The organism is Klebsiella sp. Lac1 (genome assembly GCF_009825425.1).
Lineage (GTDB): Bacteria > Pseudomonadota > Gammaproteobacteria > Enterobacterales > Enterobacteriaceae > Klebsiella > Klebsiella electrica.
The window spans coordinates 586,292-613,275 of the sequence record NZ_VJZJ01000004.1 but is presented as its reverse complement, the minus strand read 5'-3'; the positions used below and the strand labels follow the sequence as shown (position 1 = coordinate 613,275).

At 55.9% G+C, this 26,984-nt stretch carries 22 protein-coding genes; 5 read left to right on the top strand and 17 right to left on the bottom strand.

Annotated elements, in window-relative coordinates; translation table 11 throughout:
- Positions 1–75: 75 nt before the first annotated feature.
- From thrP to trxA, 13 genes are all read right to left on the bottom strand, one after another.
- Positions 76–1,461, bottom strand: a complete 1,386-nt coding sequence (gene thrP, locus FNY10_RS25320; RefSeq protein WP_100686189.1) for a bifunctional threonine/serine APC transporter ThrP — start codon at positions 1,459–1,461, stop codon at positions 76–78.
- 340 nt (positions 1,462–1,801) lie between these two features.
- Complete coding sequence (gene wecG / locus FNY10_RS25315; protein ID WP_131050029.1) at positions 1,802–2,542, bottom strand: lipopolysaccharide N-acetylmannosaminouronosyltransferase; 741 nt, start codon at positions 2,540–2,542, stop codon at positions 1,802–1,804.
- Between the two features lie 11 nt (positions 2,543–2,553).
- Complete coding sequence (wzyE, locus tag FNY10_RS25310) at positions 2,554–3,900, bottom strand: ECA oligosaccharide polymerase (protein WP_160704091.1); 1,347 nt, start codon at positions 3,898–3,900, stop codon at positions 2,554–2,556.
- A complete protein-coding gene (locus FNY10_RS25305) occupies positions 3,897–4,976 on the bottom strand; it encodes a TDP-N-acetylfucosamine:lipid II N-acetylfucosaminyltransferase (protein WP_160704093.1) in 1,080 nt (359 codons plus the stop codon). The genes wzyE and FNY10_RS25305 overlap by 4 nt, the downstream gene beginning before the upstream one ends.
- Complete coding sequence (gene wzxE, locus FNY10_RS25300) at positions 4,973–6,223, bottom strand: lipid III flippase WzxE (RefSeq protein ID WP_142255784.1); 1,251 nt, start codon at positions 6,221–6,223, stop codon at positions 4,973–4,975. The genes FNY10_RS25305 and wzxE overlap by 4 nt, the downstream gene beginning before the upstream one ends.
- A gap of 1 nt (position 6,224) precedes the next feature.
- Positions 6,225–7,355: a dTDP-4-amino-4,6-dideoxygalactose transaminase gene (gene rffA, locus FNY10_RS25295; RefSeq protein WP_100686191.1), complete on the bottom strand. Its 1,131-nt coding sequence runs from the start codon at positions 7,353–7,355 to the stop codon at positions 6,225–6,227.
- Between the two features lie 4 nt (positions 7,356–7,359).
- On the bottom strand, positions 7,360–8,034 hold the full coding sequence (rffC, locus tag FNY10_RS25290) for a dTDP-4-amino-4,6-dideoxy-D-galactose acyltransferase (protein WP_160704095.1): 675 nt from the start codon (positions 8,032–8,034) through the stop codon (positions 7,360–7,362).
- Between the two features lie 78 nt (positions 8,035–8,112).
- Complete coding sequence (wecC, locus tag FNY10_RS25285) at positions 8,113–9,375, bottom strand: UDP-N-acetyl-D-mannosamine dehydrogenase (RefSeq protein ID WP_160704097.1); 1,263 nt, start codon at positions 9,373–9,375, stop codon at positions 8,113–8,115.
- Positions 9,372–10,502: a non-hydrolyzing UDP-N-acetylglucosamine 2-epimerase gene (gene wecB, locus FNY10_RS25280; protein WP_100686180.1), complete on the bottom strand. Its 1,131-nt coding sequence runs from the start codon at positions 10,500–10,502 to the stop codon at positions 9,372–9,374. Before wecB ends, wecC begins: the two co-directional genes overlap by 4 nt.
- Before the next feature lie 56 nt (positions 10,503–10,558).
- The gene (gene wzzE, locus FNY10_RS25275; protein ID WP_100686179.1) at positions 10,559–11,605 is read right to left on the bottom strand and encodes an ECA polysaccharide chain length modulation protein; all 1,047 of its coding nucleotides are present in this window, start codon (positions 11,603–11,605) and stop codon (positions 10,559–10,561) included.
- Between the two features lie 13 nt (positions 11,606–11,618).
- The gene (wecA, locus tag FNY10_RS25270; protein WP_100686178.1) at positions 11,619–12,722 is read right to left on the bottom strand and encodes a UDP-N-acetylglucosamine--undecaprenyl-phosphate N-acetylglucosaminephosphotransferase; all 1,104 of its coding nucleotides are present in this window, start codon (positions 12,720–12,722) and stop codon (positions 11,619–11,621) included.
- 240 nt (positions 12,723–12,962) lie between these two features.
- Positions 12,963–14,222: a transcription termination factor Rho gene (gene rho, locus FNY10_RS25265; RefSeq protein ID WP_002883293.1), complete on the bottom strand. Its 1,260-nt coding sequence runs from the start codon at positions 14,220–14,222 to the stop codon at positions 12,963–12,965.
- A gap of 333 nt (positions 14,223–14,555) precedes the next feature.
- Positions 14,556–14,885 (bottom strand): thioredoxin TrxA, encoded by a 330-nt coding sequence (gene trxA / locus FNY10_RS25260; protein ID WP_004869525.1) that lies wholly within the window; start codon positions 14,883–14,885, stop codon positions 14,556–14,558.
- 355 nt (positions 14,886–15,240) lie between these two features.
- Here trxA and rhlB point away from each other — a divergent pair, with 355 nt between their 5' ends.
- Positions 15,241–16,506, top strand: coding sequence for an ATP-dependent RNA helicase RhlB (gene rhlB / locus FNY10_RS25255; RefSeq protein WP_100686176.1), 1,266 nt, complete (start codon positions 15,241–15,243; stop codon positions 16,504–16,506).
- A gap of 8 nt (positions 16,507–16,514) precedes the next feature.
- On the top strand, positions 16,515–17,999 hold the full coding sequence (gppA, locus tag FNY10_RS25250; RefSeq protein ID WP_100686175.1) for a guanosine-5'-triphosphate,3'-diphosphate diphosphatase: 1,485 nt from the start codon (positions 16,515–16,517) through the stop codon (positions 17,997–17,999).
- A 62-nt stretch (positions 18,000–18,061) separates the two neighbouring features.
- On the opposite strand, the gene rep is transcribed toward gppA, so the two are convergent.
- Positions 18,062–20,083 (bottom strand): DNA helicase Rep, encoded by a 2,022-nt coding sequence (gene rep / locus FNY10_RS25245; RefSeq protein WP_160704100.1) that lies wholly within the window; start codon positions 20,081–20,083, stop codon positions 18,062–18,064.
- Positions 20,084–20,195: 112 nt separating this feature from the next.
- Between rep and ppiC (FNY10_RS25240) the strand changes: the two genes are divergently transcribed.
- Together ppiC (FNY10_RS25240) and ppiC (FNY10_RS25235) are read left to right on the top strand one after the other, a co-directional pair.
- On the top strand, positions 20,196–20,477 hold the full coding sequence (gene ppiC, locus FNY10_RS25240; RefSeq protein WP_100686173.1) for a peptidylprolyl isomerase PpiC: 282 nt from the start codon (positions 20,196–20,198) through the stop codon (positions 20,475–20,477).
- Between the two features lie 50 nt (positions 20,478–20,527).
- Positions 20,528–20,809 (top strand): peptidylprolyl isomerase PpiC, encoded by a 282-nt coding sequence (ppiC, locus tag FNY10_RS25235; protein WP_004869510.1) that lies wholly within the window; start codon positions 20,528–20,530, stop codon positions 20,807–20,809.
- Positions 20,810–20,934: 125 nt separating this feature from the next.
- Here the strand turns inward: ppiC (FNY10_RS25235) and ilvC are convergent, their stop codons facing one another.
- Positions 20,935–22,410, bottom strand: coding sequence for a ketol-acid reductoisomerase (ilvC, locus tag FNY10_RS25230; RefSeq protein ID WP_100686172.1), 1,476 nt, complete (start codon positions 22,408–22,410; stop codon positions 20,935–20,937).
- 150 nt (positions 22,411–22,560) lie between these two features.
- Here ilvC and ilvY point away from each other — a divergent pair, with 150 nt between their 5' ends.
- The gene (ilvY, locus tag FNY10_RS25225) at positions 22,561–23,451 is read left to right on the top strand and encodes an HTH-type transcriptional activator IlvY (RefSeq protein ID WP_004869503.1); all 891 of its coding nucleotides are present in this window, start codon (positions 22,561–22,563) and stop codon (positions 23,449–23,451) included.
- A gap of 82 nt (positions 23,452–23,533) precedes the next feature.
- On the opposite strand, the gene ilvA is transcribed toward ilvY, so the two are convergent.
- Together ilvA and ilvD are read right to left on the bottom strand one after the other, a co-directional pair.
- The gene (ilvA, locus tag FNY10_RS25220; protein ID WP_100686190.1) at positions 23,534–25,078 is read right to left on the bottom strand and encodes a threonine ammonia-lyase, biosynthetic; all 1,545 of its coding nucleotides are present in this window, start codon (positions 25,076–25,078) and stop codon (positions 23,534–23,536) included.
- Positions 25,079–25,080: 2 nt separating this feature from the next.
- On the bottom strand, positions 25,081–26,931 hold the full coding sequence (ilvD, locus tag FNY10_RS25215; RefSeq protein WP_100686171.1) for a dihydroxy-acid dehydratase: 1,851 nt from the start codon (positions 26,929–26,931) through the stop codon (positions 25,081–25,083).
- Positions 26,932–26,984 lie beyond the last annotated feature (53 nt).

The window sequence follows — 26,984 nt, the reverse complement described above, 5'->3', positions numbered from 1 at the left end:
CGGACTTCCCCCCCCGCTGTCTAGTGCCTTTTTAAATAAAATTTCTGTTTGCTCACGCTTTGTGCACTTTGGCGTTTATTCCGTCGTTTTATCGACATTTCCATGCCGACCCAGACCAAACACCTTATAAATAAGCGTCACGAGGGCCAGGAAAAGTATCCCGACGAACAGTGACATACGGGTGTCGTCATTGAAGCCCATGCCGATCAGCACACAAACCAGAAACGCCATCGTAAAATAGTTAGCCCACGGGAACAACAGCGAGCGGAACGGGTGGCTGGCCATCTGCGCCTGATGCGCACGGCGAAAACGCAGCTGACTAATCAGGATCACAAACCACGGCACCATGCCCGGCAGTACGCTGGCACTGTAGACATAGACGAAGACTCGCTGCGGGTTGGGAATAATATAGTTCAGACAGGAGCCAATCAGCAGAATCAGAATCGACAGCGCGACGCCCACGGCCGGTACGCCATTGCGCGAAACTTTTGCCATCGCCGCAGGCAGCTGCCGGTTGCGCGCCAGCGCGTAGAGCATACGACCGCAGCTGTACATCCCGCTATTACAGCCGGAAAGCGCCGCCGTCAGCACCACAAAGTTGATAATACCCGCTGCCGCCGTAATACCGATTTTCGCAAAGGTCAGGACGAACGGACTGCCGCCGGAGCCAATTTGATTCCACGGGAAAATCGTGACAATCACAAAAATTGCGCCCACATAAAAAATCAGGATACGCCACAGGACCTTGCCCACCGCACTGCGCAGCGTGATCTGCGGGTTCTTCGCTTCACCGGCGGTGATGCCGATAAGTTCAACGCCCTGATAGGAGGCCACGACGATACACAGTGCCGTCAGGAACCCCTTCCAGCCGCCGGCGAAGAAGCCCCCATGTTCGGTCAGGTTGCCAAATCCGATGGAGTGCCCGCCATTGCCAAAACCAAAGAAGATGACGCCCAGCCCGACGACGATCATCACAATAATGGTGGTGACTTTAATCATCGCGAACCAGAATTCTATCTCACCATACAGGCGTACTGCGGCCAGGTTTGCCAGCGCCACCAGCCCGACGGCAATAAGCGCCGGTATCCACTGCGCCATATCCGGGAACCAGAACTGCACGTACACCCCAATGGCCGTAATCTCCGAGATCCCGACCGCCATCCACATAAACCAGTATGACCAGGCGGTAAGATAGCCGAAAAACGGGCTCATATAACGGTGCGCATAAACGGCGAACGAACCGGTCACCGGCTCAAGGAACAGCATTTCGCCCATTGAGCGCATGATAAAGAAGACAAATAAACCGGCAATAATATACGCCAGCAGGACCGAAGGACCGGCCCACTTCAGCGTACTCGCCGCCCCCATAAACAACCCCACGCCAATCGTCCCGCCAAGGGCGATGAGCTCAATATGTCTGGCCTCCAGTCCGCGCTGAAGTTCCACTTTTTTCTCTGTCATATAACCTCTTGTGTTTGCCCTGCTTCCGGTTTTTGTTCCTCGTCCTTCGAACGGCGCGCCTGATGGCTAACCTCACCCCTTGCCGTAGCACAGCGCTTCATGCCGCCGGAGAGTGACGGGTTTGCCATGGCGCGACCCGCGAATGGTCTTGCCCATATACCGGTTATTTTTATTAATGAATGAAAGGAAATGTCCCTGCTTGCACGACGGCACATACTGCCCGCCATGCATTAAGCATGCGAATGGTTAATGAATTTTACGGAAATGGCAAATAAAGTATCAGGCGAATGAAGACATTACACAGAATATGTATGCAATCTCGCCTGATTGCAGTGGAATATTAGAGCTTGCCGGAATAATGCCAACGTAAATAGCGCAGCAGGTGGAGCTGTCGTTTAATCCGGCTCGGCTGCAACAGCAGACGGTAAAACCACTCCAGGCCGAGGTTCTGCCAGAACTTCGGCGCCCGATGAACGTGGCCGGTAAAGACGTCATAAGTGCCGCCGACGCCCATATACAGCGCATCGGGATAAACCCGTCGACAGTCGCGCATCAGAATCTCCTGACGCGGCGATCCCATCGCCACGGTGACGATTTTCGCTCCGCTCTCTCGCACCCGCTCAAACAGCGGCTGGCGCTGGTCAGGGGTAAAATAGCCGTCCTGGCTGCCAACGATATTCACGTTCCAGCGCGCGCGCAGCTTCGCTTGCGTTTCCGCCAGCACTTCCGGCTTGCCGCCAATCAGGAATACCGGCGTCCCCTGAGCGCCAGCGCGCTCCATTAATGCTTCCCAGAGGTCGGCACCGGCAACGCGGGATACCTCGGCGCGCGGATATTTTTTGCGTATCGAGCGCACAACGCTGATGCCATCGGCATATTTAAACTCGGCGGCTTCAATCAGCGCGCGGACTTCCGGGTTATCTTCTACCGCCAGCATTTTCTCGGCGTTAATCGCCACCAGCGTTCCCTGGCGCAGTTCGCCGTCGGCAAAAAGGTAATTGAGCGCATGCTGCATGTCGCGCCAGCCAATGAGTTGCAGCCCTCGCAACGCGTACTGCGGCGCGGAAGTGTTCTCAGTCATGTTCATCCTTATCAGACCTGCGGTTGCGAAAGCGGTTTAGCCCGCTTATGAATCAATCCTGCGCTGTCCAGGAGCCAGTACAGCAATTTCGCCGCTAACAAGCAGATACCAAAGATCACGAGGAAAAACACCACGCGGGAGCCGAACGAGTCCAGTCCCTCGCGCGCCAGCACTATCATGTTGAAGATAGCGCCGAAACAGAAACTATGCAGGATAGCCGCTTTGTAGCGATTGCTTTCCCGATTGCCAAGGTCGTACAGCCAGTCGAACCATTTAATAATAAGCCCTACCGCGACAGCGCCCAGAGGAACAAACCAAATGCCGCCCATCACCACCAGCGAACCGATTAGCGTCGGTGAAATCGCCAGCCCCGAGTGGTTGTTTAACACCTCCCAGGTGAAGTAGTTGGCGGTATTGAGCACCATCGTCGGGCGGCCGTGCCACATCCAGCTGGGGATAAAAACGTAGAAGTCGCGGATCATCGGCGCCAGCCCCTGGAAGGCGATCTTGTCGTAGTTTTGCAGCAGCAGCGCCAGATTCTCCCACGGCGAAAACGTATCGCGGGTCAGATAGAGGAAGGTATAAAACGCTTCATCGCCGCTGACGTTCATGCCATAGCGCTTAAGCGCCAGCCAGAACATTCCCACGATGCCAAGAACGCCCGCCGCCGCCAGCATCCACAGACTGATCCAGCCGCGAATAATGCCGATAAACAGGAAAATGGCGAAAGCGATAATGATATTCGCTCGGGTGCCGCCGACGATGGCATAGGTCAGCAGCCCAAACGCCACGGTGCTGAGCAGGAAGAATATCCACGCCTTATAATCCTGGCGCAGGAAATAGACCACCAGCATCGCCGGGATAAAGAAATAGAAAAAGCGCTTCAACGCCACGCCGGAGACTTCGGCCGAGAAGATCTGGCTGTAAGAGTTGAGCTTAAACAGCAGGAAGCCATTGTGGGCAAAGAAAATCCCGACGCACAGCAGCGCCACGCCCAGCAGAATGATCCATGTCAGATGCGTTTCCACGCGGTTCATCGTAAATAGCGGCCGCCGCTGGCGGTCGTGCGTGGCCGAGCGCAGGCGCGTTTTATAGGTCACGTAATAGACCGCATAGAAACAGACTGAGATAAGCAGGGTTTGCAACAGCACATCCGGCGGAGCAACGCTGACATCAAAGCGGAACACCAGGATACTGGTCAGCGGGAAGCCAAAGAAGAAGGTCAGCAGAAACAACAATGAGAAGAACACATTGAAGTTAAAGCGCACGCGGCGAAACTCAAAGTATGTCGCGGTGGCGATAAACAGCGTTGACAGCAGCCAGACCACCAGCAGCCCGCAAAATTGCATTAATGTCATGCATTGACCCCCGCGGCAATCTGCAATGCCCGCTGCCAGCCCGCCAGGTAGTTCGGCCGGAAGAAAGCAATCTGGTTCTTATCCACGCTTGCCAGCTGGCGCTGGGCTTCACGCACCACGGCAACATCCAGCGCATCGCCGGTAAAAAGTACCGGAATATGCTGCTCCGTCATATCCTGCCAGAACGGATTTTCCCGGTTCAACACACAGGGTATACCCGCCTTAATTAATAAGCACAGCGTCCCGATGCCCTGCTGGCGAGCAAACAGGAAATAGCCCAGATCGCAGCGGCGCAGCAGATTCAGATAATCATGAAACGCCAGCTTCTCGCTGAGAATCTGCAGGTGTGCGGCGCTAAAGAGCGCCGCACCCGCGTCACGGACCTCGTTAATATAATCCGTATTGTTTTCCGGATACCCCATCGGCACGATCACGTTTACCGTATCGCCAAATTGCTGATGGATAGCACGCAGCGCCGCAATATGCTCATTGCTGCGATCGCCCGAGTTCCCGACCAGAATCGTCAGCGTCTCGGCGCGCGGTGCGCTATCGGCCAGCGAATTGAGCGCCGGGTCCATGCGCGTCGGAAAATAGAGCAGCTCGCCGGGCACACGCGGATGGCGGCGGGCGAACCAGCTGAGATCTCCCCGGGTGGCAAAAACGCGCCCGACCCGACTCTGGGCAAGCCGTCGCAGCGGATAGAACAGGCGAAACTTCAGGCTGGACGAATTTTCATACAGATCGGCGCCCCAGATATGCCAGTTAAACTGGGCAGGACGGATCCCCCCGCTCAGCAACGCCAGCCACAGCCCGGTATTAAACTGGCCGTGGAAGAAAAAGCGCTGTCGGCGATCGGCTTTTGCCAGCGCGATCGCCGCCTGCGCCAGGGATTTTTTCCCGGGATAACAGGTGACAGACAATGCCGGGTAGGCTTCGCGGACGCCTGTTGCATCACCGACGACCATAAACCGACGCGCCTGCTCGTCATCGGCGGCCAGCTCGTCGTTAAAGAACCGCAAAACGGTCTGGTTGTGGTGTGGGATATCCGATCCCAGTACATGTATCAGTGCTGTCATGCCCGTTTACGCCAGAGTAAAAACACGCCACTACAAAGGGCGAAATAAACAATATACGTAGCCATATACGCCTGCGCTGCGCCAATCGCGCCATGCGCCGGGATCAGCCAGTGCGAGAATGCGGTCAACAGCGTGAACTGGCTGATTTCCGTGAGTATATAAAAACGCAGTGACGCTTTTGCAATCACCAGATAGCCATAAACATAGGCGCCGACCTTCAGCACATCGCCCACCAGTTGCCAGGCAAACAGGTCGCGCATCGCCGTAAAGCGGTCGGAAAACAGCAGCCAGATGGCGAAGTCGCGCAGTAGCCAGACGGTTAAGCTCGCCGCCGCCACCGCCGGCAGGACAAATTTTAATGATTTGCCGATCTCGCGGGTAATGTCCGGTTTGGCCGTCAATCGGGAGAGCGTAGGCAGCAGGTACACGCTAAACGATGCGGTGATAAACTGCAGGTAGGCATCGGAAATACTGCTGACCCCTTGCCAGATCCCTACCGCCTCCCAGCCATAATGATCCGCCAGCAGGTTACGCATCATCACGTAAGCCACCGGCAGCGTCACCGAGGTAATCAGCGCCATCAGGGTAAACTTAGAAAGCTGCCCGGCGAGAGCGTTATCCCAGCGCGGACGCAGCGCGCTGAGTGGGATCGTCCCGCACCGCCATAGCACGATTGCCGCCGGGATCACCACCAGCGCCGGCACCAGCGCCAGCCCGAGCAGTGCCCCCTGGTAGCCCGCGAAATGATAGCAGGCGTAATAGGCCACGACGCCAATCAGGCTACCGGCGATAAGCGACAAGGCATTGCCCGCCGCATCGCGAAAACCTTTCATCAAGGCCAGCAGCAGGTTTGCCCAGGCGATGCCCATCTGCACCAGCGCCACAAGGCGCACCAGCCCCTGATAGTGCGTATGACCAAACAGCCCCTGGCTTATCGGCGCGGCCGCCAGCAGAAAAATAAGCGCCAGTAGCGTTGAGAAGCCAAGCACCATCGCAGAGGAGGTACCGACGACCTTATTCAGCTGCGGGCGATCGTCATGATGCTGCGCGACCAGTTTGGTGACGCCGTTGAAAATACCGGCGCCCGCCAGCACGCCAAGCACGGTCACCAGTTGGCGAAAGTTACCGGCCTGACCCACCCCTGCCGGGCCAAAGGAGACCGCCAGCAGTTTAACCACCAACAGTCCGGCGCCAATTTTGACCAGCGTGGACGCGGCGGTCCACAGTGAAGCTTTAGCCAGCGACATATCAGGAGAAATAGCTCAGCAGCGAATTAATCACCGTACGCTGATTGGCTGACGACAGGTTATAGAACAACGGCAGGCGCAGCAGGCGTTCGCTCTCCTGGGTGGTATGACGATCGTCGCCGTGGAATTGGCCAAAGTGCTCCCCTGCCGGGCAGCTATGCAGCGGAATGTAGTGGAACACCGCCAGAATTTCCGCCTCTTTTAGCCAGGCTATCAGGTTACTGCGATCGTCAATATCGCGCAGCTTAATATAAAACATATGCGCGTTGTGTCCGCAGTCGGCCGGAATCACCGGCAAATCGATGCGACCAGCCCGTGCCAGCGGCAGCAGCGCATCGTAATAGCGCTGCCAGAGCGTTAAGCGTTGCTGGTTAATCTGTTCCGCCGCTTCCAGCTGCGCCCACAGGTATGCCGCCTGCAGGTCAGACATCAGATAGCTGGAACCGATATCGCGCCAGGTGTATTTATCCACCAGCCCGCGGAAGAACTGGCTACGGTTGGTGCCTTTTTCACGGATAATTTCCGCGCGCTCGATCAGCGTGCGATCGTTAATCAGCGTCGCACCACCTTCACCGCCGGCGGTATAGTTTTTGGTTTCATGGAAACTGAAACAGCCGATATGGCCGATCGTGCCCAGCGCTCGCCCTTTGTAAGTCGACATCACGCCCTGCGCGGCATCTTCCACCACGAACAGATTGTACTCGCTGGCAAGGGCCATGATGGTGTCCATCTCGCAGGCCACGCCAGCATAGTGTACCGGCACAATGGCGCGGGTTTTCTCCGTGATTGCCGCTTCAATTTTGGTTTCATCAATGTTCATCGTATCGCGACGAATATCGACAAAGACGATTTTCGCACCGCGCAATACAAAGGCGTTGGCGGTGGAGACGAAGGTATAGCTCGGCATAATCACTTCATCGCCCGGCTGGATATCCAGCAGCAGCGCCGCCATTTCCAGCGAAGCGGTGCAGGAAGGCGTCAACAGCGCTTTGGCCGTCCCGAACCGCTGCTCCATCCACTGCTGGCAGCGGCGGGTGAATCCGCCATCGCCGCACAGTTTTCCGCTGTCCATCGCGGATTGCATATAATCAAGCTCGGTTCCCACCACCGGCGGTGCGTTAAATGGAATCATCATGTCACCTGTATAACCAGTACGCGGTGTTTTCCACATTCGCACCGCTGAGAATATAACGTTTAAGCGCGGCAGTGTTCCCCATCTGGGTTGCCACCCGCAGTGTAGAAAGTCCGCGACGTTCGGCCCAATGCCGTGCGGCCTGCATCAGCTCAGCACCCGCGCCGCGACCGGCCAGCAGACCGATTCGGGCATCCGTTTCATTAAGCTGTCGCAGAGAAACAAAAGCGCGAATGTCGCCATCCGCGGCGCGAAAAATCAGGCACTGGTTATCGAAGGTCCCCCGCACCGCGTTTTCAATCCATTGGGCGTAGAAACGACCGCTGGCATCTGCGGCATACCAGGGCGCACGGAAGCGACTTTGCGCAAAGGCCTGCGCCGCCAGCTCGCGCAAGCGTGGAATCTCTGCCGCCGTGGCCACTTCACAGCCCGTATCGGCAGGCTGACCGACCGGCAGCACCAGATCGACTTCGCCTTCCACGAGCTGGAAGCCCAGCTGCTGCAGTGCATCCAGCCGCACGCTATCATCCGCCGCAATCTTCGCCTGCAAACGCGACCAGCCGGCCAGCGCCTGAGCGGTCAGCGGCGGGGCGTCATCGCGAAAGCGCACAATCGCGCTCTGGATGCCGAAGAAACGATTTTCCCACTCCAGGGATTCAATACTGGCGTGGAGAGGCATGGAAGGTGTCCTGGTTGGATTGGTCACGGCCAGAGGCTGGCATAAAACACAGGTTTACGCCGGTGACCAGAACCGTACTCACCGCCACACTCCTTTGGTATCGACAATATAATCCTGCGTCACGCTATCGCCGCTGATGGCTTTAAACTGACGATGGTCAACCAGCATCACCAGCACATCGGCGTTCGCCAATGCGTCATCCAGCAAGGCCAGCGTGCACAGACCGTTGAGTTTGGTCGGCAGCTGGTGGATATTGGGTTCCACAACCAGCGTTTCACCGCTGTGCCAGTGGGCGATTTGCATGGCGATCGACATCGCCGGGCTTTCGCGCAGATCGTCGATATTCGGCTTAAAAGCCAGGCCAAAGCAGGCGATTTTCAACTCGCTGGCGCGCTTATTACTGGCGGCCAGACAATCGGCCACCCGGGCTTTGACCTGCTCGATAACCCAGTCAGGCTTATGATCGTTAACCTCACGGGCGGTACGAATCAACCGCGCCTGCCGCGGGTTTTGCGCCACGATGAACCACGGGTCGACTGCGATACAGTGCCCCCCGACGCCCGGTCCCGGTTGCAGGATATTGACGCGCGGATGACGATTTGCCAGGCGAATCAGCTCCCAGACGTTAATGTCCTGCTCCGCGCAGATCAGCGACAGCTCGTTCGCGAACGCAATATTCACGTCGCGGAAGCTGTTTTCGGTCAGCTTACACATCTCGGCGGTGCGAGAATTGGTGACCACGCATTCGCCTTCGAGGAAAATTTTATACAGCTCGCTGGCGCGGGCGGAGCAAACCGGCGACATACCGCCGATGACGCGGTCATTCTTAATCAGCTCGACCATCACCTGACCCGGCAACACGCGCTCCGGGCAGTAGGCAATATTGACATCCGCCGCTTCGCCAGCCTGCTGCGGGAAGCTCAGGTCCGGACGCATTTCAGCGAGCCAGGCGGCCATTTGCTCCGTCGAACCAACCGGAGAAGTGGACTCCAGAATCACCAGCGCCCCCTTTTTCAGTACCGGCGCAATGGATTTTGCCGCCGACTCGACGAAGACCATATCCGGCTCATGCAGATCTTTGAACGGGGTGGGTACGGCAATCAGGTACGCATCCGCCGCGACTGGCTCGGTCGTCGCACGTAAATAGCCCTGCTCAACCGCCGTTTTGACCACGCTCGCCAGATCCGGCTCTACGATATGAATCTCGCCACGGTTAATGGTCTCCACGGCATGTTGATTGATATCAACGCCGACCACCCGCTTTTGCCGGGAGGCGAACGCGGCAGCGGTTGGCAGGCCAATATATCCAAGGCCAATCACTGAAATGGTAGAAAAACTCATAGCGTTACCTGATTATTTTTAAGTGCGGACAAAATACGGCGACATGCCTGACCATCACCGTAGGGATTATGCGCCCGGCTCATTGCCTGATACGCGGCATCATCCTGCAGCAGATGCGTGACTTCAGCGACGATACGCTGGCTGTCGGTCCCGACCAGACGCACGGTGCCTGCGGCAATCGCCTCCGGGCGCTCCGTCATTTCACGCATCACCAGTACCGGCTTCCCTAGCGAGGGTGCCTCCTCCTGAATACCGCCGGAGTCGGTGAGGATCAGCCAGGCGCGATCCATCAACCAGACAAACGGCAGATAATCCTGCGGCTCAATCAACATGACGTTATCGACATGACCGAGAATACGTTTCACCGGCTCGCTGACGTTCGGGTTCAGATGCACCGGATAGACAATCTGGACATCGGGATTGCTGGCGGCGATTTCCGCCAGCGCGTGGCAAATTTGCTCAAACCCGCGGCCAAAGCTTTCCCGCCGGTGGCCGGTGACCAGAATCATCTTCTTGCCGTTCGCCAGGAAAGGATAACGCTGCATCAGTTCGCTACGCAGAGCCTCATCGCCCAGCACCCGATCGCGAACCCAGAACAACGCATCAATGACCGTGTTGCCGGTGACCGTGATGTGGTCAGCGGCGATATTTTCGCGCAGCAGGTTCTGCCGCGAGGTTTCTGTCGGGGCAAAATGGTACGTTGCCAGATGTCCGGTCAGCGTACGGTTCCCCTCTTCCGGCCACGGCGAACTCAGATCGCCGGTTCGCAACCCCGCTTCAACGTGCCCGACCGGGATACGCTGATAGAACGCGGCCAGACTTGCCGCCATCGTCGTTGTGGTATCGCCATGCACCAGCACAACGTCCGGTTTAAACGATTCCAGCACCGGTTTTAGCCCTTCGAGGATACGACAGGTGATTTCCGTCAGGCCCTGACCTGGCTGCATAATATTGAGGTCGTAATCCGGCACGATAGAAAAAAGCTTCAACACCTGGTCGAGCATCTCCCGATGCTGCGCCGTGACGCAAACTTTCGCCTCAAAGTGAGGATCTTTTGCCAGCGCATGAACCAGCGGTGCCATTTTGATGGCTTCGGGTCTGGTGCCAAATACCGTTAGTACTTTCACATCGATTCTCTTCGATTAGGTGATGAAGTTGATTAATTCTTCATCACAGGCCGCATTCACTGGACTCTGCGTCGCGATAATGCAACGCCTGCGCCGATGAGCGCGCCCACGATACCCCACATCACCATCAGAAATACGCGCCGCGGGCTATCGCGTTTTACCGGTTCTTCCGGCGTACGCAAATACCGGTAAGTCTGAAAACGCGGATCTAATGTCGGTCCGACGTTGAGCGTATTCAGCATGGCACGGCTTTGGTCATAGTCGAGATCGTATTCCGGCCCCACCGCTTGCAAATTTTCCAGTCGCGCCTGCAGCATTGGCCTGCCGAGCAAGAACAGCTCGGAATCCGGCAGCTGATCGGCCGGGATATCGGTTTCACTGCGGGAGATGTTGTGCTGCTGCGCCACTTTCAACGCCTCTTCCACGCTGTGGGTACGACGGTTGAATATTTCGCGCGCCACCTCTTCCTGGCGCTTCACCTGCGCTTTCATCTGCACGGTGCGGGCCGCCCAGGCGCCTTTCAGCTCGTCATTAAGATGTCCTGCCGCACGCTGGCTGGCGAAGGCCACGTACTGACGCAGCAGATTATTGGCATCCGGCGCGGTCTCGGCCGTCAGCTTCACGCTGTCGTTAACATTTTTTACCGGGTCGCCCGGCATGAACTGAATGTTGTTAATCAAATCGTCCAGCAGCGCAGCGTCCGCACGGGCATTGCCCGACTGGCGCTGTTTGTAATAGTCCGTTTGCAACCAAAAATCGCGACGGGTATCCCAGGACCCCTGCTGCATGATGAACTCTTTGTAAGCTTGCTCCATCGCCGACGGCTGGTCGACCGGAACCAGATTGGCTTTAATATCCAGATTGCGTAAGAACTGCTGTTGGGAATAGTAACCACCCAGCATATTCACGGTTGGCCGATCGGTTATCGCCGTAGCGCTCCACTCCTGGCGAGCAAAGAAGGCGTAAACCAGAACGATCAGCGCAAATAGCACGGCCATCCCGGCTATCCAGATTTTTCCTGCCCATAAGGCGCGAAACAGCCCGCGAATATCCAGTTCATTCTCAACGTTCACTGCTTGTGCTCCCGGTAATGGTTGAGTCATCACGTCCCCAGTTCTACTTGGTTAATTTTGGCTTATTGCCGCTGTGTCGCCGTATTCTGCGTCTGATGCGCTTAACCAGTCGCGCCACTTTCCATGCGCGTTTAATGCAGTAGCCATAAAGGAAAAAGGCCAACAAAAAGAGAATTAACATCACCCATTCAGGAACGATACGGGTATATTCCGCCACCACGCCCACCAGCGCCAGCAGCGCGGCCGCCAGCGTGATCAGGACGAAAGCCTGCCGGGAAGTAAACCCGGCACGCATAATCAAATGATGAATATGCTGGCGATCCGGAGAGAACGGGCTCATCCCTTTACGCAGGCGACGATACATAATCGCCACCATATCCATCAACGGAATCGCAATAATCCACAGGGCGGTCACCGGGCTAATGGGATGCGTTTTGCCCTGGGTCGTTTCCAGCAGAATCCAGATGATGGTGAAGCCAATCATGGTACTGCCGGCATCGCCCATAAAAACTTTGTAACGACGGCCAAGCACGCCGAGGTTAAGTAAAATATAGGGCAGAATGGCGGCTATCATCGCAAAACACCACATTGCCAGGCTGTATTGACCGTCAAACCACAGAATAATGCCGGTTGCCGCAAATGAGACCGATGACAGACCGCCGAGCAGGCCGTCGATACCATCCACCATATTAAAGGCGTTAATCGCGGCCCAGACGGCGAAAAGGGTGAGGAAGAAGCCAAAGGGGCCGAGGACCAGCTCCCACGAACCAAAAATATAGCCCAGGCTACTCAGGTGCAGGTTCCCTGCCGTCATCATGACAATGGCAATGGCGGCCTGAATCACCGCGCGAATTTTTACACTGATATCAAACCGATCATCCAGCGCACCGACCAGCACAAGGATGCCGGCGCAGGACAGATATAAGAATGAATGGGGAATGTAATAATCAGCGATGGCAAAAGTAAAACAAATGCCAGCATAAACTGAGATGCCACCCACTAACGGAACCAAACCCTGATGCCGTTTTCGATAGTTAGGTTTATCCACTAACCCGACTTTTTTTGCTGCTTTTCGGGCAACAAATATAAAAAGGGTAGTGAATAAGAAAATACTGATTAATTCAGTAATAGCAGTGAGTAAATTCACAACACATGTGCTCTCAGCATGGTTAATCCGGGAAGTATAACGACGATGTCTCAACTCCTGAAGGGGTAAAGCAGAACATTACAAATTTATTGTATAGATTTTAGTCTGTTAAAATTATCACTGCCTCGCGTGGCGCGCTCATCATACGATAATCCCTGCTTCCTTTTCCCTTTCTGGATCATACAAACCCAAAAAACAAAACGCCACGCGATTGCGTGGCGTTTTTGGGCTTTTTTTAACTTACGAGCGTTTCATCATATCGAAGAAGTCATCGTTCGTTTTGGTCATCGCCAGTTTGTTGATAAGGAACTCCATCGCGTCAATCTCGCCCATCGGATGGATGATTTTACGCAGGATCCACATCTTCTGCAGCTCTTCCTGGGTGGTAAGCAGCTCTTCTTTACGGGTACCGGAACGGTTGTAGTCGATAGCCGGGAAGACGCGTTTTTCCGCGATCTTACGCGAGAGATGCAGCTCCATGTTACCGGTGCCTTTAAACTCTTCGTAGATAACTTCATCCATTTTGGAGCCGGTATCAATCAGCGCGGTGGCGATAATGGTCAGGCTACCGCCCTCTTCCACGTTACGCGCGGCACCGAAGAAACGCTTCGGACGATGCAGGGCGTTAGCGTCCACACCACCGGTCAACACTTTACCGGAAGCCGGCACAACGGTGTTGTAGGCACGCGCCAGACGGGTAATGGAGTCGAGCAGAATGATAACGTCTTTCTTGTGCTCAACCAGGCGTTTCGCCTTCTCGATAACCATCTCGGCAACCTGAACGTGACGGGAAGCAGGTTCGTCAAAGGTGGAAGCAACCACTTCGCCTTTAACCAGACGCTGCATCTCAGTCACTTCTTCCGGACGTTCGTCGATCAGCAGCACCATCAGCACGCAGTCAGGATGGTTATACGCGATGCTCTGCGCGATATTCTGCAGCAGCATGGTTTTACCGGCTTTCGGCGGCGCAACAATCAGACCACGCTGACCGCGGCCGATCGGCGAGGCCAGATCCAGCACGCGAGCGGTTAAGTCTTCGGTTGAACCGTTACCACGTTCCATACGCAGACGTGAGTTCGCGTGCAGCGGCGTCAAGTTCTCGAACAGGATCTTATTACGCGCGTTTTCCGGCTTGTCGTAGTTAACTTCGTTAACTTTCAACAGCGCAAAGTAACGCTCACCCTCTTTAGGAGGACGAATCTTACCGGAAATGGTGTCACCAGTGCGGAGGTTGAAACGGCGGATTTGGCTTGGGGATACGTAGATGTCATCGGGACCGGCGAGGTAGGAGCTGTCTGCGGAACGGAGGAAACCAAATCCATCCTGCAGTATCTCCAGTACGCCATCGCCAAAGATATCTTCGCCACTCTTCGAATGCTGCTTGAGGATGGCAAAAATAATATCCTGCTTACGCATACGGGCCAGGTTTTCCAGCCCCATATTTTCGCCGAGAGTAATCAGCTCAGAAACCGGCGTATTCTTTAATTCGGTAAGATTCATAATGGTGTGGGTTCTTAAACTCGGGGTAGAACTCGAACTTAATGTTGTGAATGGTATGGCAGGGACATCCATGCCTGTTAACGGCCTTCATCTCGTGCCTGTACGTTGCCTGGTCACAGGAAAGAACGCAGAGCTGGAACGACAAAACGGAATGAGTGAAAAGCCCGGAATTTGTAGCCTCTCGCGCATTTGCTGCGGGACGCTTCGGGTAAAACAAGATTCAAACAATAAGGTATGTTTAAAACGAAGTCTGAAGTTAACTTAGCACGACTCTGGCCGGGCGTCCAGAGTTCCGCTAAAAATAGGAACCCGGACGCCGGAATGGCAAACTGCTTACGCCAGGTTGGCGTCGAGGAAATCTTTCAGCTGGCCTTTAGACAGCGCGCCAACCTTAGTTGCCGCGACTTCGCCGTTCTTAAACAGCAGCAGAGTCGGGATGCCGCGAATGCCGTATTTCGGCGCAGTACCTGGGTTCTGATCGATGTTCAGTTTAGCAACGGTCAGTTTGCCCTGATACTCTTCAGCGATCTCATCCAGAATCGGGGCGATCATTTTGCACGGACCGCACCACTCTGCCCAGAAATCGACGAGGGTTAGCCCGTCAGCCTTGAGTACGTCCGTGTCAAAACTGTCGTCAGTCAGGTGAATAATTTTATCGCTCATATTTAACTCCACAGGAATAAGCCTGGTGTGTTGGTGTCGCAGACATCAACGACGTGCCGATGCTACGTTATACACGTTATTGTTCAGGATGCCTCTATGTACTGGCATATGTACTGGCCACTGCGCGATCCGATCCCTCATGGATGTCGTCTTGCAGAAGCCAAAGCAAACCGCCTTCAAACCGTTTCCGGTAGATTAATCCACCTCGACGCGCTGAGTAGTCTAAGCTTTCGAGGATTCATCAGGTTGCCGTAGATGCACCTTAAGTCATTTCGCGTATAGCCAACGAAAGGTTGACGTTATTTCAACGGATACGCTTTCTTAATGCAATAGTTAGCTGATATTCTACCACACTATGAGCAAAACACATTTAACAGAACAGAAGTTTTCCGACTTCGCCCTGCACCCGGCAGTGATTGAAGCCCTTGAAAAGAAAGGGTTTCATAATTGTACGCCCATTCAGGCTCTCGCTCTTCCGCTAACGCTGGAAGGTCGTGATGTCGCCGGGCAGGCGCAAACCGGTACCGGAAAAACGATGGCGTTCCTGACGTCAACGTTTCATTATCTTCTCTCTCACCCGGCCAACGCTGACCGCCAGGTAAACCAACCGCGGGCGCTGATCATGGCTCCTACGCGCGAGCTGGCGGTACAAATTCACGCTGATGCAGAACCGCTGGCTGCGGCCACCGGCCTGAAGCTGGGTCTGGCGTACGGCGGCGATGGCTACGATAAGCAGCTGAAAGTGCTGGAAAGCGGCGTCGACATTCTGATTGGCACCACTGGTCGTCTGATTGATTACGCCAAACAGAATCACATTAACCTTGGCGCGATTCAGGTCGTCGTGCTGGATGAAGCCGATCGCATGTACGATCTCGGCTTTATTAAAGATATCCGCTGGCTGTTCCGTCGCATGCCGCCGACCAATCAGCGTCTGAATATGCTGTTCTCCGCAACCCTTTCTTACCGTGTTCGCGAACTGGCGTTTGAACAGATGAACAACGCCGAATATGTTGAAGTCGAGCCGGAACAGAAAACGGGTCACCGGATTAAAGAAGAGCTGTTCTACCCTTCCAACGAAGAAAAAATGCGCCTGTTACAGACGCTTCTGGAAGAAGAGTGGCCGGATCGCGCCATTATTTTCGCCAACACTAAACATCGTTGCGAAGATATCTGGGGACACCTGGCGGCGGACGGTCATCGCGTCGGCTTGCTGACCGGCGACGTCGCCCAGAAAAAACGCCTGCGGATCCTTGAAGAGTTCACCCGTGGCGATATCGACATTCTGGTGGCGACTGACGTTGCTGCGCGTGGTCTGCATATCCCGGCCGTCACGCACGTCTTTAACTATGACCTGCCGGACGACTGCGAAGATTACGTTCACCGCATCGGCCGTACCGGTCGCGCGGGCGCCAGCGGCCACTCCATCAGTCTGGCCTGCGAAGAGTACGCGCTGAATCTTCCGGCGATTGAGACCTACACCGGTCACTCTATTCCGGTCAGCAAGTACAATCCAGATGCACTTATGACAGATTTGCCTAAGCCGCTGCGCCTGACGCGCCCGCGCACTGGCAATGGCCCGCGTCGCAGCGGTCCGCCTCGTAATCGTCGTCGTTCAGGTTAAATAAATCTATGCTCAGTTCCACCTCGCTTTATGCAGCTATCGATCTTGGTTCTAATAGCTTTCATATGTTGGTTGTACGCGAGGTGGCCGGGAGCATCCAGACGCTCAGCCGCATCAAGCGCAAAGTACGTCTGGCCGCTGGCCTGAACAGCGATAACACGCTCTCCGCGGAAGCGATGGAGCGTGGGTGGCAGTGCCTGCGTCTGTTTGCCGAACGCCTGCAGGATATCCCACCCGTTCAAATTCGCGTTGTGGCGACCGCCACGCTGCGCCTGGCCGTCAATGCCGATGCGTTTTTGGCAAAGGCCCGGGAAATCCTCGGCTGTCCGGTGCAGGTGATCAGCGGTGAAGAAGAAGCCCGCCTGATTTATCAAGGCGTTGCTCATACGACCGGCGGCGAAGACCGGCGCCTGGTTGTCGATATCGGCGGTGCCAGTACCGAACTGGTGACTGGCACGGGGGCACAGACCACCTCTCTTTTTAGCCTGTCGATGGGGTGCGTCACCTGGCTGGAGCGCTACTTCGCCGATCGTAACCTGACAAAAGAAAACTTCGATCTGGCAGAAAATGCGGCTCGGGAAGTCCTGCGTCCGATTACTGACACCCTGAATTACCACGGCTGGAAAGTTTGCGTCGGCGCATCCGGTACCGTTCAGGCCCTGCAGGAAATTATGATGGCGCAGGGGATGGACGAGCGAATCACCCTGGCTAAATTGCAGCAGCTCAAGCAGCGTGCGATTCAGTGCGGGCGCCTGGAAGAGCTGGAAATCGAAGGCTTAACCTTAGAGCGAGCGCTGGTTTTCCCCAGCGGGCTGGCCATACTTATCGCCATCTTCAGCGAACTGAAAATTCAGTGTATGACCCTTGCGGGCGGCGCGCTCCGCGAAGGCCTGGTTTACGGCATGCTGCATCTGTCCGTCGATCAGGATATCCGTAGCCGTACGCTGCGCAATATTCAACGCCGCTTTATGATAGACACCGAGCAGGCCCAGCGCGTAACCCAACTCGCAGCGCATCTGGTGAATCAGCTGGACGGTGCCTGGGAGCTGGAATCGCTCAGCCGCGAACTGCTCGCCAGCGCCTGCGAGCTGCACGAAATTGGTCTGAGCGTCGATTTTAAACGCGCCCCGCAGCACGCCGCCTATCTGGTGAGCAACCTCGATCTCCCCGGCTTCACGCCGGCGCAGAAAAAGCTGCTCGCAACCCTGCTGCTCAACCAGACTAACACCATCGATCTCTCCTCACTTCATCAGCAAAATGCGGTGAAACCACGGGTTGCGGAACACCTGTGTCGGCTGCTGCGTCTGGCGATCCTCTTTGCCAGCCGCCGTCGCGACGATCTGCTGCCGGCCATTTCACTGACTGTCGCAGGCGAGAAACTGGTGCTGACGCTGCCGGAGGGGTGGCTGGAAGATCATCCGCTGGGTCGGGAGTTGGTGGAGCAGGAGTGCCAGTGGCAAAGCTATGTCCACTGGACCCTTGAGGTGGCTTAATTCCGCCTGATATTTCTGTAAAATCGCCCCGGTGCGCGCCACCGGGGGGATACGCACTCGAACTATTTCCCTTTCGCTTTTGCCAGCATCGCCCGAATATTGGCGACATTGGCCTGCCCTTTATGCATCCGCTCTTCCGGTGAGATAACTTTGCGTTCCTGCTCCCAGATCAGATCATCCTGCGGCAGTTCCAGCAGAAAACGGCTGGGCTCCGGGCGCACCAGCTCTCCGTACTGACGGCGCTCTTTACACAGCGTGAAGGTCAGCTCTTTCTGCGCGCGGGTAATTCCGACGTACGCCAGGCGGCGCTCTTCATCCACATTGTCTTCATCGATGCTACTCTGGTGCGGCAGCAGCCCCTCTTCCATGCCCACCAGGTAGACGTAAGGAAACTCCAGCCCCTTCGAGGCATGCAGGGTCATCAACTGCACCTGATCCGACTCTTCATCGGACTCGCCGCGCTCCATCATATCGCGCAGGGTAAAACGGGTGACCACCTGGGTCAGGGTCATCGGCTCGTCTATGTCGCTGCCTTCCAGCATCTCCGTCATCCAGCTGAACAGCTGATTGACGTTTTTCATGCGCATTTCTGCGGCCTTCGGGCTTGGGGAGGTCTCATACAGCCAGGATTCATAATCCACCCCACGAATCAGATCGCGTACTGCGGCGACCGGTTCGTGCTCCGCCAGGCGCTGAATTTCACCCAGCCATTGTGTAAAGCCGGTAAGCGCATCATAGCCGCGACCGGTTAGCGTCTGGTTGAGACCCATATCAAAGCTGGCGGTGAACAAACTCTTGTTCCGGGTCATCGCCCACTCGCCGAGTTTTTGCAAGGTAGCCGGGCCGATTTCGCGCTTTGGCGTATTGACGATACGCAGGAAAGCGCTGTCATCATCCGGGTTGGTCAGCACGCGCAGATAGGCCAACAGGTCTTTAATCTCGGGCCGCGAGAAGAACGACGTGCCGCCAGAAATTTTGTACGGGATGCGGTTTTGCATCAGCATCTTTTCAAAGACCCGCGACTGATGGTTGCCGCGATAGAGAATGGCGTAATCTTTATATTGCGTCTTATTGATAAAGTGGTGGGCGATCAGTTCCCCGGTCACTCGTTCCGCTTCATGCTCTTCGTGGTTCGCTGAAAGCACTTTAAGTTCTACGCCATACCCCAACTCGGAAAACAGACGTTTTTCGAAGACGTGCGGGTTGTTGGCGATCAGAATGTTCGCGGCTTTCAGTATGCGCCCGGAAGAACGGTAGTTCTGTTCCAGTTTGATCACCTGCAGCGCCGGGAAATCCTGGCTCAGCAGGACCAGATTCTGCGGCCGTGCCCCGCGCCAGGAGTAGATCGACTGGTCATCATCGCCGACGACGGTAAAGCGCGCGCGCTGCCCCACCAGCAGCTTCACCATCTCATACTGGCTGGTGTTGGTATCCTGGTATTCATCCACCAGCAGATAGCGAATCTTGTTCTGCCAGCGTTCACGCACCTCTGCGTTGCGCTGCAACAACAGGGTCGGCAACAGGATAAGATCGTCAAAATCCAGCACGTTGCAGGCTTTCATATGGGCATCATAAAGCCCGTAGCAGTGGGCAAAGATCCGATCCCGTTCACCCTTTGCGCCCGCCGCGGCCTGCGCCGGGGTTTGCAGATCGTTTTTCCAGTTGGAGATCGTCGAGATCAGCTGCTGCAACACGACCTTATCGTCGTCGATCAGCCCTTCGGTCAGCTCTTTGAGCAGCGCAAGCTGGTCGGTATCATCGAACAGAGAAAAATTAGATTTCATCCCCAGCGCGGCGTATTCACGCTTAATAATATCCAGTCCCAGAGTATGGAAGGTGGAAATCATCAGGCCCCGCGCCTCTTTACGCCCCAGCGTCTGCCCGACACGTTCTTTCATTTCACGTGCCGCTTTGTTGGTAAAGGTCACCGCCGCAATATGGCGCGCCTGATAGCCGCAGCCGCGGATCAGGTGCGCGATTTTATTGGTGATAACGCGGGTCTTACCGGAACCGGCGCCCGCCAGCACCAGGCACGGTCCGGTTACAAATTCGACGGCTTGTTGTTGGCCAGGGTTTAAACGCATGGGAGTTTTGCTCAATCTTCGAACGGGGTGGGGATTGTAGCAGAAAGCCGGGGGGAGATTTACCGGCTAATGGTAAAGTGTTGGCAACACCGATAATCCAGAGAGCAAAACAATGACAAAGTCAGCCGCCGCCCTGCATATCCTGGTAAAAGAAGAAAAACTGGCCCAGGAGATCCTCGCCAAACTGGAGCGAGGTATCAGCTTCGATCATCTGGCGAAGCGTTATTCACGCTGCCCCTCCGGGCGTAACGGCGGAGATTTAGGCGAGTTCAAACAGGGGACGATGGTCGGACCGTTTGATAACGCGGTCTTCACCTGCCCGCTGCTGAAACCCTACGGGCCGGTAAAAACGAAGTTCGGCTACCACATCATTAAGGTGCTGTATCGCCGCTAGCGCATGCTAATATTGCATCCTGATTTATCGCAACCTATCAAGGCACGATCATGGCTAAAACAGCGGCAGCAATGCACATTCTGGTAAAAGAAGAGAAACTGGCACTCGACCTGCTGGAGCAGATTAAAAACGGCGCCGACTTCGAGAAACTGGCGAAGAAGCACTCCACCTGTCCGTCAGGTAAAAAGGGCGGTCATTTAGGCGAATTCAAACAGGGCCAGATGGTTCCGGCATTTGATAAGGTCGTCTTCTCCTGCCCTGAGCTGGAGCCGACTGGCCCGCTGCACACGCAGTTCGGTTACCACATCATCAAAGTCCTGTACCGCAAATAAAAAGGTTCATCGCGCTTAAGCGTGAACCAATAAAAAGCCGGGTGGCGGCTACGCCTTACCCGGCTTACATCTTGCAGTTTTGTATTTTGTAGGTCGGGTAAGCGGAGCGCCACCCGACAATCGGGTTAACCCGCTACGGCAATACGTTTCATATCGGTCATATAACCGCGCAGTTTCTTACCAACCTGCTCGATAGCGTGGCTGCGAACGGCTTCGTTCACGTCACGCAGCTGAGCGTTATCTACCGCGCCTTCGGCAATCGCTGTACCCAGGTCGCCGGTCTGCAGCGTGGTCATGAACTCTTTCAGCAGCGGTACGCAAGCGTAAGAGAACAGGTAGTTACCGTATTCTGCGGTATCGGAGATAACCACGTTCATTTCGTACAGACGCTTACGCGCGATGGTGTTCGCGATCAGCGGCAGTTCGTGCAGTGATTCGTAGTAAGCGGACTCTTCGATGATGCCGGAATCCACCATGGTTTCAAACGCCAGCTCAACGCCCGCTTTCACCATCGCGATCATCAGAACGCCTTTATCGAAGTACTCCTGCTCGCCGATTTTACCTTCAAACTGCGGAGCGGTTTCGAACGCGGTTTTACCGGTCTCTTCACGCCAGGTCAGCAGTTTCTTATCGTCGTTGGCCCAGTCAGCCATCATACCGGAGGAGAATTCACCGGAGATGATGTCGTCCATATGTTTCTGGAACAGCGGCGCCATGATCTCTTTCAGCTGTTCGGACAGCGCGTAAGCACGCAGTTTCGCCGGGTTGGACAGACGGTCCATCATCAGGGTGATACCGCCCTGTTTCAGCGCTTCGGTAATGGTTTCCCAGCCGAACTGAATCAGTTTTTCGGCGTAAGCCGGATCGGTACCTTCAGCCACCAGCTTGTCAAAGCACAGCAGAGAACCAGCCTGCAGCATACCGCACAGGATAGTCTGCTCGCCCATCAGGTCAGATTTCACTTCCGCAACAAAAGAGGACTCCAGAACACCCGCACGGTGACCGCCGGTTGCCGCGGCCCAGGCTTTAGCAATCGCCATGCCTTCGCCTTTCGGATCGTTTTCCGGGTGGACCGCGATCAGCGTCGGTACGCCGAAACCACGTTTGTACTCTTCACGGACTTCGGTACCCGGGCACTTCGGCGCCACCATCACCACGGTGATGTCTTTACGAATCTGCTCGCCCACTTCGACGATGTTGAAGCCGTGGGAATAGCCCAGCGCCGCGCCGTCTTTCATCAGCGGCTGAACGGAACGCACAACGTCGGAGTGCTGTTTGTCCGGCGTCAGGTTAACCACCAGGTCAGCCTGCGGGATCAGCTCTTCATAGGTCCCGACTTTGAAGCCGTTTTCGGTCGCTTTACGCCAGGATGCGCGCTTTTCAGCAATCGCTTCTTTACGCAGCGCATAGGAGATATCCAGGCCGGAATCACGCATGTTCAGACCCTGGTTCAGGCCCTGCGCGCCACAGCCGACAATGACCACTTTTTTACCCTGAAGGTAGCTCGCGCCATCGGCGAATTCATCGCGGCCCATAAAGCGACATTTACCCAGCTGCGCCAGCTGCTGGCGCAGATTCAGTGTATTAAAGTAGTTAGCCATGGTGATACCTCGTGATGTTGTACTGTCTTATTGTTCGGTTCGCTTTTGCGAGAATGAACTTACTATATGACAGGAAATTTATTGCGGAAATTGATATATTCACAACGTCATGTTGCAATTTATGCAATATAAAATCGTGGAGTACGGCCTGTGGATTTACGCGATCTGAAAACCTTCCTGCATCTGGCTGAAAGCCGCCATTTTGGCCGCAGCGCGCGGGCGATGCACGTCAGCCCTTCCACCCTTTCACGCCAGATCCAACGCCTGGAAGAAGATCTCGGGCAGCCGCTGTTTGTTCGCGATAATCGCACCGTCACCCTGACCGAGGCTGGCGAAGAGCTACGCCTGTTCGCGCAGCAGACGCTGCTACAGTACCAGCAGCTTCGTCATGCCATCGATCAGCAAGGTCCTTCGCTTTCCGGCGAACTGCATATCTTCTGCTCGGTGACGGCAGCCTACAGCCACCTGCCGCCAATTCTCGATCGCTTCCGCGCTGCCCACCCTTCGGTGGAGATTAAGCTTTCTACCGGCGATGCCGCCGATGCGATGGAGAAAGTCGTCACCGGCGAGGCCGATCTGGCGATTGCCGGCAAGCCGGAAACGCTACCGGGGTCCGTGGCATTTTCGATGCTGGAAAACCTGGCGGTGGTGCTGATCGCCCCGGCATTAGCCTGCCCGGTACGTACCCAGGTCAGCCAGGAGAAGCCCGACTGGTCAACCGTACCGTTTATCATGGCCGATCAGGGACCGGTGCGCCGCCGTATCGAACTGTGGTTTCGCCGCCATAAAATCAGCAATCCCTCGATTTACGCCACCGTCGGCGGCCATGAAGCGATGGTGTCGATGGTCGCGCTCGGCTGCGGCGTGGCCTTAATTCCGGAAGTGGTACTGGAGAACAGTCCGGAACCGGTACGCAATCGCGTAATGATTCTGGAGCGCAGCGATGAGAAAACGCCGTTTGAGCTGGGCGTGTGCGCACAAAAAAAGCGGCTGTATGAGCCGCTTATTGATGCTTTCTGGTCTATTTTGCCGAACCATTGATATTTTTGCCGGATGGCGGCGCAAACGCCTTACCCGGCCTGTGATCTGATGGCAGACCGGGTAAGTGCAGCGCCGTCAGGCGTTAACCCGCGAGAAAGAACCTGAACGCCGGGTTGTTGGTTTCATCGTGGCAGTCGTAACCCAGCTCATGGAGTCGGGTTTCGAAATCCGGCTCATGATCGCCAAGTTCGAACGCCGCCAGCACGCGACCATAATCGGTTCCGTGGCTACGGTAGTGGAACAGCGAGATGTTCCAGTGGGTGCCTAACGTATGCAGGAACTTGAGCAGCGCTCCCGGAGATTCGGGAAATTCGAAGCTGAACAGGCGCTCCTGCAGCGGTTTTGACGGCCGCCCGCCGACCATATAGCGCACATGAAGTTTCGCCATTTCGTCATCGGAAAGATCGACAACGCTATAGCCGCCTTCGTGCAGCAGGCTCAGAATCTCTTTACGTTCTTCCACACCGCGGCTCAGACGAACCCCGACAAAAATACAGGCATCTTTGGCATCAGCAAAACGGTAGTTGAACTCGGTCACTGAACGGCCGCCCAGCAGCTGACAGAACTTCAGGAAGCTGCCTTTTTCCTCCGGAATGGTCACCGCCAGCAGCGCTTCACGTTGCTCTCCCAGCTCGCAGCGTTCGGAAACGTAGCGCAGACCGTGGAAATTGACGTTAGCACCGGACAGGATATGCGCCAGACGTTCGCCACGGATGTTATGCTGCGCGATATACTTTTTCATTCCTGCCAGCGCCAGCGCACCAGACGGTTCAGCCACGGCGCGAACATCTTCGAACAGGTCTTTCATCGCCGCGCAAATCGCATCGCTGTCGACGGTGATAATATCGTCAAGATACTCCTTGCAGAGGCGGAAGGTCTCGTCACCGATACGTTTCACCGCCACGCCTTCGGCAAACAGCCCGACACGGGGCAGATCGACCGGGTGCCCGGCGTCCAGCGCCGCTTTCAGACAGGCGGAGTCCTCCGCTTCCACCGCGATCACTTTGATCTGCGGCATCAGCTGCTTGATCAACACCGCTACGCCTGCGGCAAGCCCACCGCCACCCACCGGGACAAACACGCGATCCAGGTGCGCATCCTGCTGTAGCAGCTCCAGCGCCAGGGTGCCTTGCCCGGCAATCACCATCGGGTGATCAAACGGCGGGACCCAGGTGAAGTTCTGCTGTTGCGCCAGCTCGATAGCTTTCGCTTTCGCTTCATCGAAATTAGCGCCGTGCAGCAGTACCTCGCCGCCAAAGTTACGCACGGCATCCACTTTGATATCCGCCGTGGCAACCGGCATCACGATCAGCGCCTTCACGCCAAGACGCGATGCCGAGAACGCCACTCCCTGGGCGTGGTTGCCCGCAGAAGCGGTAATCACCCCCTGCGCTTTTTGCTCTTCCGTCAGGCCTGCCATCATTGCGTAGGCCCCGCGCAGCTTGAAGCTATGAACCGGCTGGCGATCTTCGCGCTTCACCAGAATCACGTTATCAAGACGCGACGAGATTTTTTCCATTTTTTGCAACGGCGTAATCTGCGCCGCTTCATAGACCGGCGCGCGTAGCACCGCCCTGAGATATTCCGCCCCTTCGGGGGCGGCAGACAGGGGTTGCGATTCAGCCATCATTAACCCCCCAGTTTCGATTTATCGCGCACCGCGCCTTTATCGGCGCTGGTTGCCAGGCTGGCATACGCACGGAGTGCAAAGGAAACCTGACGTTCACGCGCTTTCGGCGTCCAGGCGCGATCGCCGCGGGCCTCTTGTGCTTCGCGACGCGCGGCGATTTCGGCATCGCTCAGCTGCAGATGAATACCCCGGTTCGGAATATCAATGGCAATCATATCGCCGTCTTCAATGATCGCAATATTGCCGCCGCTGGCCGCTTCCGGTGAGACGTGACCAATCGACAGGCCCGAGGTGCCGCCGGAGAAACGGCCGTCTGTTATCAGCGCACAGGCTTTACCCAGGCCCATCGACTTCAGGAAGCTGGTCGGATAAAGCATTTCCTGCATCCCCGGCCCGCCTTTCGGCCCCTCATAGCGAATCACCACCACGTCGCCTGCAACGATTTTACCGCCGAGGATAGCCTCAACCGCATCGTCCTGGCTTTCGTAAACTTTCGCCGGGCCGGTGAATTTCAGAATACTGTCATCCACCCCTGCGGTTTTAACGATACAACCGTTTTCCGCAAAGTTGCCGTACAGAACCGCCAGGCCGCCGTCTTTGCTGTAAGCATGCTCCAGCGAACGGATACACCCTTCGGCACGATCGTCATCCAGCGTATCCCAGCGGCAGTCTTGCGAGAAAGCCTGGGTCGTCCGGATACCCGCCGGGCCAGCGCGGAACATTTTTTTCACCGCGTCATCTTTGGTCAGCATGACATCATATTGCTCAAGCGTTTGCGGCAGCGTCAGGCCGAGAATGTTTTTCACATCGCGGTTCAGCAGCCCGGCGCGATCGAGCTCGCCAAGAATCCCCAGCACGCCGCCCGCACGGTGCACATCTTCCATATGGTACTTCTGCGTGCTCGGCGCCACCTTACACAGCTGCGGAACCTTGCGGGACAGCTTATCGATATCACTCATAGTGAAGTCGATTTCCGCTTCCTGCGCAGCGGCTAACAGGTGCAGAACGGTATTCGTCGAACCGCCCATGGCGATATCCAGGGTCATGGCGTTTTCAAACGCCGCTTTGCTGGCGATGTTGCGCGGCAACGCTGACGCATCATCCTGCTCGTAATAGCGTTTAGTCAGCTCAACGATGCGTTTCCCTGCGTTAAGGAACAGCTCCTTACGGTCGGCGTGAGTCGCCAGCAGAGAGCCGTTACCCGGCTGGGACAGACCCAGCGCTTCGGTCAGGCAGTTCATTGAGTTAGCGGTAAACATCCCCGAACAGGAACCGCAGGTCGGACATGCGGAACGCTCGACCCGATCGCTCTGTTCGTCGGAGACTTTTGGATCCGCCCCCTGAATCATCGCATCGACGAGGTCGAGTTTGATGATTTTGTCAGAAAGCTTGGTTTTCCCGGCTTCCATTGGGCCACCGGAAACAAAAATCACCGGAATATTCAGGCGTAAGGACGCCATCAGCATCCCCGGGGTGATTTTGTCGCAGTTGGAAATGCAGACCATGGCATCGGCGCAGTGCGCGTTAACCATGTACTCAACCGAGTCGGCGATCAGTTCACGGGATGGCAGTGAATAAAGCATACCCCCATGCCCCATAGCGATCCCATCATCCACCGCGATGGTGTTGAATTCTTTGGCAACGCCGCCTGAGGCTTCAATCTGCTCAGCAACCAGCTTACCCAGATCGCGCAGATGTACGTGACCCGGCACGAACTGGGTGAAGGAGTTAACAACGGCGATAATCGGCTTACCGAAATCGGCATCGGTCATCCCGGTTGCGCGCCACAGCGCGCGGGCACCCGCCATATTACGGCCATGAGTGGTGGTGGCGGAACGGTACTTAGGCATGCTTTAGTTACTCCCAGTCTCTGTGACATGGGGCGCTGCGTGCCGCCCCATTT